The sequence below is a fragment of the Mesorhizobium sp. B2-7-1 genome (assembly GCF_006440735.1).
Taxonomy (GTDB): domain Bacteria; phylum Pseudomonadota; class Alphaproteobacteria; order Rhizobiales; family Rhizobiaceae; genus Mesorhizobium.
Window position 1 is genome coordinate 1 of the sequence record NZ_VFUA01000158.1, and the last position, 11130, is coordinate 11130.

At 64.0% G+C, this 11130-nt stretch carries 11 protein-coding genes; 9 read left to right on the forward strand and 2 right to left on the reverse strand.

Going from position 1 to position 11130, the window contains the following annotated elements:
• The 5 genes from FJ471_RS32685 to hflX form a co-directional block, all read left to right on the forward strand.
• Window positions 1-1492: PAS domain-containing sensor histidine kinase (locus tag FJ471_RS32685; protein ID WP_140809750.1), on the forward strand; the 1492-nt coding region annotated here is incomplete at its 5' end.
• The gene (locus tag FJ471_RS32690) at window positions 1482-2843 is read left to right on the forward strand and encodes a sigma-54 dependent transcriptional regulator (protein WP_140809752.1); all 1362 of its coding nucleotides are present in this window, start codon (window positions 1482-1484) and stop codon (window positions 2841-2843) included. The genes FJ471_RS32685 and FJ471_RS32690, both read left to right, overlap by 11 nt.
• Window positions 2844-2980: 137 nt before the next feature.
• Complete coding sequence (locus FJ471_RS32695; RefSeq protein ID WP_140809754.1) at window positions 2981-3844, forward strand: D-amino-acid transaminase; 864 nt, start codon at window positions 2981-2983, stop codon at window positions 3842-3844.
• A 143-nt stretch (window positions 3845-3987) separates the two neighbouring features.
• Complete coding sequence (gene hfq / locus FJ471_RS32700; RefSeq protein WP_140809756.1) at window positions 3988-4233, forward strand: RNA chaperone Hfq; 246 nt, start codon at window positions 3988-3990, stop codon at window positions 4231-4233.
• Window positions 4234-5622, forward strand: a complete 1389-nt coding sequence (gene hflX, locus FJ471_RS32705) for a GTPase HflX (protein WP_140809757.1) — start codon at window positions 4234-4236, stop codon at window positions 5620-5622.
• Between the two features lie 8 nt (window positions 5623-5630).
• Here the strand turns inward: hflX and mazG are convergent, their stop codons facing one another.
• Entirely contained in the window at window positions 5631-6455 is an 825-nt protein-coding gene (gene mazG, locus FJ471_RS32710) for a nucleoside triphosphate pyrophosphohydrolase (protein ID WP_140809758.1), read from the reverse strand.
• Between the two features lie 83 nt (window positions 6456-6538).
• Window positions 6539-7723 carry an amino acid aminotransferase gene (locus tag FJ471_RS32715; RefSeq protein WP_140809760.1) on the reverse strand — a complete coding sequence of 395 codons (1185 nt, stop codon included), beginning with the start codon at window positions 7721-7723 and terminating at the stop codon, window positions 6539-6541.
• A gap of 145 nt (window positions 7724-7868) precedes the next feature.
• On the opposite strand from FJ471_RS32715, the gene FJ471_RS32720 reads away from it, so the two are divergent.
• The 4 genes from FJ471_RS32720 to FJ471_RS32735 all read left to right on the forward strand — a co-directional run bounded on the left by FJ471_RS32720 (window position 7869) and on the right by FJ471_RS32735 (window position 10979).
• Entirely contained in the window at window positions 7869-8390 is a 522-nt protein-coding gene (locus tag FJ471_RS32720) for a sigma-70 family RNA polymerase sigma factor (RefSeq protein WP_246684893.1), read from the forward strand.
• Window positions 8387-9160 carry an anti-sigma factor gene (locus FJ471_RS32725; protein WP_140809764.1) on the forward strand — a complete coding sequence of 258 codons (774 nt, stop codon included), beginning with the start codon at window positions 8387-8389 and terminating at the stop codon, window positions 9158-9160. The genes FJ471_RS32720 and FJ471_RS32725 overlap by 4 nt, the downstream gene beginning before the upstream one ends.
• A gap of 49 nt (window positions 9161-9209) precedes the next feature.
• Entirely contained in the window at window positions 9210-9926 is a 717-nt protein-coding gene (locus FJ471_RS32730; protein ID WP_140809767.1) for a Bax inhibitor-1/YccA family protein, read from the forward strand.
• A gap of 177 nt (window positions 9927-10103) precedes the next feature.
• A complete protein-coding gene (locus FJ471_RS32735; RefSeq protein ID WP_140809769.1) occupies window positions 10104-10979 on the forward strand; it encodes an aldose 1-epimerase family protein in 876 nt (291 codons plus the stop codon).
• The last annotated feature ends 151 nt before the right edge of the window (window positions 10980-11130 follow it).

Consider the following 11130-nt stretch of genomic DNA (forward strand, 5'->3'; position numbering starts at 1 on the left):
GGTCGACCCCGACGAGATCAAGGCGCGTCAGATCGTCAGGTCCAACACCGACGAATACCGCAATCTGGAAGACAACCGCCGGACCTCGCAGGTCGCATTTGCGCTGCCTTATCTGTCGCTCACGCTGATCATTACGCTGTCGGCGATCTGGACCGGCATCGCGGTTGCCGACCGGATCGTGCGGCCGATCCGCCAGCTGATCGGCGCCGCGGACGAGGTGGCCACCGGCAATCTCGACGTCGCCGTTCCCGTTCGCCAGTCCGACGGCGACGTCGCCTCGCTCGGCGATACTTTCAACAACATGATCCTCGAGCTCAAATCGCAACGCAACGAGCTCCTCTCGGCCAAGGATCTGATCGACGAGCGCCGGCGTTTCTCCGAGGCGGTGCTGGCCGGCGTCACCGCCGGCGTCATCGGCGTCGACCCCTACGGCACCATCACCATCGTCAATCGCTCGGCCGAAACCATGCTGGCGATTTCGGCGAATGCGACGCTCGGCCAGAACCTTTCGGCGGTCCTGCCGCTCGTCGGCCGCGTCTTCGAGATCGGGCGGCAGTCCGGCAAACCCGTCTACCGCGAGCAGGTGACCTTCTTCCGCACCGGGCTGGAGCGCACCTTCAATGTCCAGGTCACGGTCGAGTCCGGCGACGACGGCGAGGAAGAGAAATCCTATGTCGTCACCGTCGATGACATCACCGATCTCGTCCAGGCGCAGCGCTCGTCGGCCTGGGCGGATGTGGCGCGGCGTATCGCGCATGAGATCAAGAACCCGCTGACGCCGATCCAGCTCTCGGCCGAGCGCATCAGGCGCCGCTACGGCAAGGTCATCACCGAGGACCGCGAGGTTTTCGACCAGTGTACCGATACCATCATCCGCCAGGTCGAGGACATCGGCCGCATGGTCGACGAATTCTCGGCTTTCGCCCGCATGCCTAAGCCGGAGATGAAGGCGATAGACCTTCGCGAGTCGCTGCGCGAGGCGTCTTTCCTGGTCGAGGTCAGCCGCTCCGACATCGCCTTCGAGCGCGACTTCGGTAGCGAGCCGTTGAAAGGCACTTTCGACAGCCGCCTGATGGCGCAGGCTTTCGGCAACGTCATCAAGAACGCAGCCGAGGCGATCGACGGACTTGATACGCAAGATCGCGCTGACGGCAAAATCCGGATTCAAGCCGGGCGCCAAGATGGCGCCATACGAATCGACGTTATCGACAACGGCAAGGGGCTGCCGCGCGAGAATCGCCAAAGGCTTCTCGAGCCCTATATGACGACACGCGAGAAGGGCACCGGGCTTGGTCTCGCTATCGTCAAGAAGATCGTGGAAGACCATGGCGGCCGTCTCGAATTGCACGACGCGCCGCCAGATTTCCACGGTGGCCGGGGCGCGATGATCTCGATCATCCTGCCGCCGGCAACGGTTGTAGCCGCGCCGCCACGCGGTGAAGGTCGAAACGAACACGAACGAGAAACTGAAAAGGTCGATAATGGCGTCTGATATTCTCATCGTCGATGACGAGGAAGACATCCGCGAACTTGTCGCCGGTATTCTGAGCGACGAAGGTCACGAAACCCGCACGGCACACGATGCCGACAGCGCGCTTGCGGCCATTGCCGATCGCGCGCCACGGCTGATTTTCCTTGACATCTGGCTGCAGGGCTCGCGCCTCGACGGCCTGGCACTGCTCGACGAGATCAAGACCATGCATCCGAGCATGCCGGTGGTGATGATTTCCGGCCACGGCAACATCGAGACGGCGGTGTCGGCTATCCGGCGCGGTGCCTACGACTTCATCGAGAAGCCGTTCAAGGCCGATCGCCTCATCCTGATCGCCGAGCGCGCGCTGGAAACGTCCAAGTTGCGACGCGAGGTTTCCGACCTCAAGCAGCGTAGCGGTGAGACCTTCGACCTGATCGGCATGTCCTCGGCGATGAGCCAGTTGCGGCAGACCATCGAGCGCGTCGCGCCCACCAACAGCCGTGTCATGATCGTCGGCCCTTCCGGCTCAGGCAAGGAACTGACGGCGCGCGCCGTCCATGCGCTTTCTTCGCGCAAGACCGGCCCGTTCGTCACGCTGAGCGCGGCCACCATCACACCCGAGCGCATGGAGATCGAGCTGTTCGGCACCGAATCGAACGGCACCGAGCGCAAGGTCGGCGCGCTGGAGGAGGCGCATCGCGGCATTCTCTACATCGACGAAGTCGCCGACATGCCGCGCGAGACGCAAAACAAGATCCTGCGCGTGCTGGTCGAGCAGCAGTTCGAGCGGGTAGGTGGCACCAAGCGCGTCAAGGTCGATGTCCGCATTATCTCCTCGACCTCGCAGAATCTCGAAGCCATGATCGCCGACGGCCGCTTCCGTGAGGATCTTTACCACCGCCTGGCGGTGGTTCCAGTCATGGTGCCCGGGCTCGCCGAGCGGCGCGAGGACATCCCTTACCTCGTCGACAATTTCATGAAGCAGATCGCGCGCCAGGCAGGCATCAAGCCGCGCCGGATCGGCGACGATGCGCTGGCCGTGCTGCAGGCGCATAACTGGCCGGGCAATGTTCGCCAGTTGCGCAACAATGTCGAGCGGCTGATGATCCTGGCGCGAGGAGAAGATCCGGATTCGCCGATCACGGCCGACCTTCTGCCCTCCGAGATCGGCGACGTCATGCCACGCACGCCCAACCAGTCGGACCAGCACATCATGGCGCTGCCGCTGCGCGAGGCACGCGAGCAATTCGAGAAGGATTATCTGATCGCCCAGATCAACCGCTTCGGCGGCAACATCTCGAAGACGGCTGAGTTCATCGGCATGGAACGATCCGCCTTGCATCGCAAGCTGAAGTCGCTCGGCGTCTAAGCAATTCCAGGAAAAGTGCGCAGCGATTTTCCGTCCGGAATTGCGTAAACTCTCTGAACCGGCTTGGCCCACGCGATTGTTCATTACGGCAGGGGCGGAATCGCCTAAGAAAGCCGGACATTTCCCTGAGGATGCCCATGCCGCGCATTGCCTATGTCAACGGGCGCTATGTCGTTCATGCCCAAGCCAGCGTCCATATTGAGGACCGTGGCTACCAGTTCGCCGACGGCGTCTATGAGGTCTGCGAGGTGGCGCGCGGCCATATCGTCGACATGCCGCGCCATCTTGCCCGGCTCAAGCGCTCGCTGAAGGAACTGGCGATCGCCTGGCCGGTGTCGGAAGGCGTTTTGCCGATGCTTTTGCGCGAGGTGGTCAATCGCAACGGCGTGGTCGACGGCCTTGTTTATCTGCAGGTCACACGTGGTGTCGCCAGCCGCGAGTTCGTGTTTCCGCCGGCAGGCACAAGGCCATCACTGGTCATAACCGCCAGGAAGGCCGATCCGGCCGCGGGTGCGAAGCGGGTGGAGACCGGCATCAAGGTCATCACGGTGCCTGAGAATCGTTGGGACCGTGTCGACATCAAGAGCACGGGCCTCTTGCCCAATGTGCTCGCCAAGCAGAAGGCCAAGGAAGCCGGTGCCCAGGAAGCCTGGTTCGTCGACACCGACGGCAACGTCAAGGAAGGCGGCTCCTCGAACGCCTGGATCGTCACCCGGGACGGCGTCCTGGTGACCCGGCCGGCCGAGCATGGCATCCTGCGCGGCATCACCCGCACGACGCTGTTCGATGTCGCCGCAAAGCTTGGCCTCAAGATCGAGGAACGCGGTTTTTCGGTCACTGAGGCCAAGGCGGCCAGGGAAGCGTTCATCAGCTCGGCGACGACAATCGCCATGCCGGTGGTCGAAATCGACGGGGCGCCAATCGCAAATGGTCATCCCGGATCTATGACACTTTCGTTGCGGCAGGCCTTTTTTGACGTTGCGGAAAAAAGTCCAGCCTGATAACCGCACAACTGGAATTAACCTCAACTATCTCATTCTGCTTGCCATTGTGTCGGCAAGAGGGGGTTTGCGCGCTTGACAGGTGCCGCGTAATTTGGCGCATTGGCCCGCAAACCGAAGGGGATCGGCGAAAGACAAGAAAAATGGCGGAACGATCGCAAAACCTTCAGGACCTGTTCCTGAATTCAGTTCGCAAGAGCAAAAATCCACTTACCATCTTCCTCATCAATGGCGTGAAGCTGACCGGCGTGGTCACTTCGTTCGACAATTTTTCTGTGTTGTTGCGGCGTGACGGGCACTCCCAGCTCGTCTACAAGCACGCCATTTCCACGATCATGCCGAGCCAGCCGGTTCAGATGTTCGATGGCGAGGAAAGCCAGGGCGCCTGATTGGCACGTGATAAGGACGCGGACCGTAGCGTTCGCGGAAAACAAGGACATCAACTCGGGCCGGAATCCAAGGATCCGACTCGGGCCGTTGTCATTGTGCCGGTGCTTACCCGCCAGCCACGCGGCGACGATGAGTCGAGCCGTCCGCGTTTGAGCCGCTCGGCGGATGCCCGCCATGACGAAGCGGTCGGGCTTGCCAGCGCCATCGACCTCAATCCGGTTCACACCGCGGTGGTGACGGTCGCCGATCCGCGGCCGGCGACGCTGCTCGGCAGCGGCAAGGTGGCCGAATTCGCGGATATCGTGAAGGAACGCAAGGCGGAGCTGGTCATCGTCGACCATCCGCTGACCCCGGTGCAGCAGCGCAATCTCGAAAAGGAACTGAACGCCAAGGTGCTCGATCGCACCGGGCTCATTCTCGAGATCTTCGGCGAGCGGGCGCGCACCAAGGAAGGCACGCTGCAGGTTGAGCTCGCCCATCTCAACTACCAGAAGGGCCGCCTGGTGCGCAGCTGGACCCACCTCGAGCGGCAGCGCGGCGGCGCCGGCTTCCTCGGCGGTCCGGGCGAAACCCAGATCGAATCCGACCGCCGCATCCTGCAGGACAAGATCACCAAGCTGAAGCACGAGCTGGAAACGGTGCGGCGCACGCGCGACCTGCATCGCGCAAAACGGAAGAAGGTGCCATTCCCGGTGGTAGCGATCGTCGGCTACACCAATGCCGGCAAGTCGACGCTGTTCAACCGGCTGACCGGGGCAGGGGTGCTGGCCGAGGACATGCTGTTCGCGACGCTCGATCCGACGCTGCGGCGCGTGCGTCTGCCGCACGGCACGCCGGTGATCCTGTCGGACACGGTGGGCTTCATCTCCGACCTGCCGACGCATCTGGTCGCCGCCTTCCGGGCGACGCTGGAAGAGGTCGTCGAAGCCGATCTGGTGCTGCATCTGCGCGATATCTCCGACCCCGACACGGCGGCCCAGGCGGAAGATGTCGAGCGCATCCTTGGCGATCTCGGCGTCGATGCCGCCAACACCAACCGCGTGATCGAGGTCTGGAACAAGATAGACCTGCTCGATGAAGGCAACCGGGAGCGGCTGCTCGCCGAAGGGGCAAGCGGCAAGTCTCCACCGATCGCCATTTCGGCGGTGACCGGCGAAGGACTGGACACGCTGAAGGCGCTCATCGAGACGCGCGTGTCAGGCGAGCTGGAAACGATGACGGTGACCTTGAGCCCGGCCCAACTCGGCCAGGTCGACTGGCTCTACCGCAACGGCGACGTCGTTTCGCGCACCGACAATGAGGACGGCAGCGTCACCCTTTCGCTGACGGCCACGCATAGCGCCAGGCAGGAAATCGAGAACCGCCTGCATCGCAAGAGCGGCAGCTAAATTACTGTTTACTTTACGCCTTTGGCCTTCTGCCAGAGCGCTTCCATCTCGTCGAGCGTGGCCTTCTCCAGCGACCCGCCCGAAGCCGCCAAGGCCTGCTCGACATAGTGGAAGCGCGAGCGGAACTTGTCGTTGGTGCCGCTGAGCGCCGCTTCCGAATCGAGTTTGAGGTGGCGGCCGAGATTGACGACGGCAAACAGCATGTCGCCAAACTCGTCCTTGATCGGCGCGGCGTCGCCCGCGGCGAGCGCTTCGCGCAGTTCGCCGATCTCTTCCTCTATCTTGTCCAGGATGGGGGCTGCCTCGCTCCAGTCGAAGCCGACGCGTGCCGCTTTCTCCTGCAGCTTCAGGGCGCGTGTCAGGGCAGGGAGGGCGACCGGCACGCTGTCGAGGAAACCCTTGCCGTGATCCTCGGGATCGAGGCCGCGCACGATGCGGGCATTGCGCTTTTCGGCCTTCTCCTCAGCCTTGATCTTCTCCCACATGCCCTTGGCCATGCCGGCGCTGCGCGCCTTCTCGTCGCCGAAGACATGTGGGTGGCGGCGGATCATCTTGGTGGTGATGGCCTCGACGACGTCGCCGAAAGCGAACTCGCCGATCTCCTCGGCCATCTGCGCATGGTAGACGACCTGCAGCAGCAGGTCGCCCAGCTCCTCGCGCAGGTCGTCGAGATCGCCGCGCGCGATGGCGTCGGCCACCTCATAGGCCTCCTCGATCGTGTAGGGGGCGATGGTCGCGAAATTCTGCTCGATATCCCAGGGGCAGCCGGTCTTCGGCGCCCTGAGCGCCGCCATGATCTCGATCAGCCGGGAGACGTCTTTCGAGGGCTTCATGCAAGAGACCCTAGCGCGCGCCGCGGCAGGCGACCAATCCCACCGATCGGCAAAAGCCTATTGTCCACAGCTGCGCGAGACTCTCAGTCGAGCACCGAGACGATCGCCTTGGCGAGATCGTCCATGCCGTCCTCCGGCAGGCCGGCCACGTTGATGCGGCTGTCGCCGACCATATAGACGGCGTGCTCGGTGCGCAGGCGTTCGACTTGCGCCTCGGTCAGTCCAAGGCGCGAAAACATGCCGCGATGGCTGGCGACGAAATCGAAGCGGTCGGAGTTGGACTGCCGGCGCAACGCCTCGGCGAAGGCGACGCGCAGGCGAACCATGCGCAGCCGCATCTCTTCGAGCTCCGTCGCCCAGTCCTTCTTCAGGCTGGCATCTTCAAGCACCATGCGCACCGCCGCCGCGCCATGATCCGGCGGCATCGAATAAAGCGCGCGCGCGGCAGCCAGCATCTGGCTCATCGCCACATCGGCCTGGGCGCCGTCCTTTGCCATGATCATCGCCGCGCCCACGCGGTCGCGATAGACGGCGAAATTCTTCGAGCAGCTCGAGGCGACGACCATCTCCGGGACTTTGCCGGCCAGCAGCCGCAGGCCGGCGGCATCGGCGTCGAGACCGTCGCCAAAACCCTGATAGGCGATGTCGACGAAGGGCAACAGGCCGCGCTCCATAAGCACGTCGGCGACCTTGGCCCACTGCTCGGCATCGAGATTGGCGCCGGTCGGGTTGTGGCAGCAGCCATGCAGCAGCACGACATCGCCGCTGTTGGCGCCCTTCAGCGCCGCTAGCATCTCCTCGAAGCGCACGGCCCCCGACGCCGCATCGAAATAGGGGTAGTCTCGGGCCTGCAAACCGGCGGCGCGCATCACCGGCAGGTGGTTCGGCCAGGTCGGATCGGACATCCATACAGTCGCGCCGGCACGCGTGCGCTGCAGAAGCTCGGCCACCAGCCTGAGCGCGCCGGATCCGCCTGGCGCCTGTGCGGCGCGGATGCGCGAATGGTCGGCCTTCTCGCCAAAGGCGAGATTGATCATGGCGGCGTTGAAGCCGGTGTCGCCGGCAAGGCCGAGATAGGTCTTGGTGTCCTGGCTCGCCAGCAGCCGCTTCTCGGCCTCGCGCACTGCGCGCATCACCGGCGTCCTGCCGTCGATGTCCTTGTAGACGCCGACACCGAGATCGACTTTGCCGGGCCGTGGATCGTTGCGATAGAGGCCGATCAGGGCAAGGATCTTGTCGGCGGGCGCGGGCTGCAGGGTCTCGAACATCGAGAAGGACTCCAATGGCGGCGGAGTGATACGCAAATCGATCCCGCCGCGCCAGCGGTTTCCTCCGCGCCGGCGACACGAAAAGAAATGCCGGGCAGGGGATTAAAATCCCTACATGCTCCGTAAACAGGGCATGAAACGGTCGATGGCACGCTTCGATATTGTCGGGCAGTTGGGGTCGCTGCGACGCTACGCGCGCTCGCTGACGCGCGACAGCACTGAGGCCGAGGATCTTGTCCATGACGCGCTGGTGCGCGCTTATGAGCGGCGCGCGACCTTTCGCTCGGGCGGTAATCTGCGCGCCTGGCTGCTGGCGATCACGCACAACATCTTCATCGACCGTATGCGCTCGCGCCGCTCCGAGGCGGCGCGTATCGAACAGGCCGGCCTTGTCGCCGACCAGAGCGTGCCGGCGTCGCAGGACCATTCGGTGCGCCTGTCACAGGTCCGCGAAGCATTCCTTTCGCTCCCCGAGGAACAGCGCTCCGCCCTGCATCTCGTCGCCATCGAAGGGCTTTCCTATCAGCAGGCCGCCGAAGTCATCGGCGTGCCGCTCGGAACGCTGATGTCGCGCATCGGCCGCGCGCGTGCCGCGTTGCGCGAGATGGAAGACGGCGCAGCGCCGAAAGCCAGGCCTCACCTCAGGATCGTGGGAGACGATCAATGACCGCCATTGTCGACCCCGTAACCGATGCCGATCTCGACGCCTATGTCGACGATCAGCTGGATGTCGCCCGCCGCATTGAGGTCGAGGCTCACCTCGCCGCGCGCCCGGAAGCGGCGGCGCGCGTGATGTCGGACTTGAGGACGCGCGACGAACTGCGCGTCGCGCTTGCAGGTCCCGTCGGCATGGCGCGCCCGGCCACGACCGAAGCGGCGCGGCGGCTGGAAAGGGCGCTTGCCAGGGGACGTATCCTTGCCATGTTGCAGCGGGCAGCGGCCGCGGCCGTGCTGGTCGCCGCGGGTTGGCTGGCCAACGGCATTTTCGGACCGATCGCGGTGACTAAGGTGGTCGCCTCGACGCAGCCGCCGGCCTATGTCGAGGATGCGGTCCGGGCGCACAGGACTACCTTGGTGCGCGAGACGATGCCGTCGCAGCAAGAGGCGCCGGGCTACGATGCCGACGAGATCCGCGCCGCCACCGCAATCGTCATGCCGTCGCTGCCCGACGACTGGAAGATCCGCGACGTCCAGGTCTATCCCTCACAATTCGGGCCGAGCGTCGAAGTGGCGGTCGAGACCAGGGACCTCGGCCTCGTCTCGCTGTTCGCCATCAGGCCGGGGACGTTCGACGTCGTGAAGCCGACGGTCTCGCCCTCCGATGACATCTCAACCGCATATTTCCAGATCGGCGAGGTCGCCTATGCCGTGGTCGGACGCGGCGACGCCGGCAATCTCGACCGTGCCGCCGAGAAACTCGCCAGAACGCTCTACTGAAACAGACGACCTACGACGCTTTCTGAGACTTCCAACTAAGGAGAACCAAATGAACAGCCCCAATCTGGGATACCGAATGGGCACCGGCGCCCAGGCCGGAGCCGTCTATGACGAGGGCCTGCGCAAGCACATGCTGCGCGTCTACAATTATATGGGCCTCGGTCTCGTCGTCACCGGCCTCGTCGCCTTCTTCGTCGCCTCGACGCCCGCGCTCTATGTGCCGATCTTCTCCAGCCCGCTGAAATGGGTGGTGATGCTGGCGCCGCTCGCCTTCGTCATGATCTTCTCGTTCAAGATGCAGACCATGTCGGCCGCAAGCGCGCAGACGATGTTCTGGGCCTTCTGTGGCGTGATGGGCCTGTCGCTCGCCTCGGTGTTCCTGGTCTTCACCTCGACCAGCATCGCGCGCACCTTCTTCATCGCCGCCACGATGTTCGGCGCCACCAGCCTTTATGGCTACACGACCAGGCGTGACCTGACGCAGTTCTCGTCCTTCCTGATCATGGGCCTGATCGGCGTGGTGATCGCCAGCCTGGTCAACCTGTTCCTCGGTTCGACCGCGCTGCAGTTCGCCATCTCGGTGATCGGCATTGCCGTCTTCGTCGGCCTCACCGCCTGGGACACGCAGACGATCAAGGAGCAGTATGCGGAGAATTTCGATGCGGAATCGCAGCAGAAGCTCGCCGTCTTCGGCGCCTTCTCGCTCTATCTGAACTTCATCAACATCTTCCAGCTGCTGCTGAATTTCACCGGCGAACGCGAATAGCCCGAACCGTAGCAGGCAACGCTGCTGACCTCGGCAGGGCCGGAGGGAAACCTCCGGCCCTTTTTTGCTTGTGGTCTGCCGCCAAACCGGAGCAACGATGTGAGGCGCGGCCGCCCTTGAGTTCACGCTCCGGCTTTTGCTAGCCTGTCGTCCAAACCGGCCAGCCGCGAGGACGTAATGGAACAGCTGACGCTTCACGCTGACGGCATCTCGGCGACCATCGTCGGGCAGGGGGCCGAGCTGGTCTCGCTGCGCGATGCCGACGGCACCGAGCTTCTGTGGCAGGCAGGGCCGGCCTGGCGTCGTCATTCCCCGGTCCTGTTTCCGATCGTCGGCCGGCTGGAGGGCGATCGGCTGCGGCATCGCGGCCAAACCTATCCGATGACGCAACATGGCTTCGCCCGCGACCGGCGCTTTGATTGGGCGCAGCAGGGGCCGACTTCCTGCACATTGGTCCTGACGGATGACGCCGAGACGCGGACGCACTACCCCTTCGCCTTTCGTCTGACCATCGGCTACGACCTGAAACCACGGCAGCTTGGCGTGACCTTCGAGATAACCAACACCGGCGACGAAGCGCTGCCAGCCTCGATCGGCGCGCATCCGGCGTTCAACTGGCCGCTGCTGCCGGAACTGCCCAAGGAAGCCTATCGGCTGACCTTCGCGGACAATGAGCCGGCGCCGGTCCGTCGCCTGAAGGACGGCCTGCTGCTGCCGGAGCCGCAACCAACGCCCATCGAGGGAAAGACGCTGCCGCTTTCCGAAAAACTGTTCGTCGACGACGCCGTCATCCTCGATAGGCCGGCCAGCACAAGCGTGCGCTATGCCGCCGGGCGCGGACCGTCGATCGAGATGTCGTGGCAGGGATTCAACGAGCTGGGGATCTGGTCCAAGCCCGGCGGCGCGCCCTTCCTGTGCATCGAGCCGTGGCACGGCATCGCCAGCCCCGTCGATTTCGACGGCGAGTTTGCCGACAAGCCGGGCGTCATGCTGATCGAGCCGGGCGCGCGGCGAGTGCTGAGCTACCGCATCGGCCTAAGCCGAGACCCGTGAGGCATGGCATATGCCATCAAGGCCGAGATCAAGGACCCGCAGGCCGAGATATTCGTCTTCGCCACCCAGAAACCCATGTATGGTGGCAAGCACGTGCCGAAGGCGACGTCGTCTTCCTGTTCGCCAGCGAGAACGAAGGCGGGCAGGGGCT

Coding starts and splice junctions, on each gene's coding strand:
- FJ471_RS32715 (WP_140809760.1), bottom strand. CDS start 7,723: ATGTTCGAGACCCTGCAGCCCGCGCCCGCCGACAAGATCCTTGCCCTG.
- FJ471_RS32735 (WP_140809769.1), top strand. CDS start 10,104: ATGGAACAGCTGACGCTTCACGCTGACGGCATCTCGGCGACCATCGTC.
- FJ471_RS32725 (WP_140809764.1), top strand. CDS start 8,387: ATGACCGCCATTGTCGACCCCGTAACCGATGCCGATCTCGACGCCTAT.
- mazG (WP_140809758.1), bottom strand. CDS start 6,455: ATGAAGCCCTCGAAAGACGTCTCCCGGCTGATCGAGATCATGGCGGCG.
- FJ471_RS32695 (WP_140809754.1), top strand. CDS start 2,981: ATGCCGCGCATTGCCTATGTCAACGGGCGCTATGTCGTTCATGCCCAA.
- FJ471_RS32720 (WP_246684893.1), top strand. CDS start 7,869: ATGGCACGCTTCGATATTGTCGGGCAGTTGGGGTCGCTGCGACGCTAC.
- FJ471_RS32690 (WP_140809752.1), top strand. CDS start 1,482: ATGGCGTCTGATATTCTCATCGTCGATGACGAGGAAGACATCCGCGAA.
- FJ471_RS32730 (WP_140809767.1), top strand. CDS start 9,210: ATGAACAGCCCCAATCTGGGATACCGAATGGGCACCGGCGCCCAGGCC.
- hfq (WP_140809756.1), top strand. CDS start 3,988: ATGGCGGAACGATCGCAAAACCTTCAGGACCTGTTCCTGAATTCAGTT.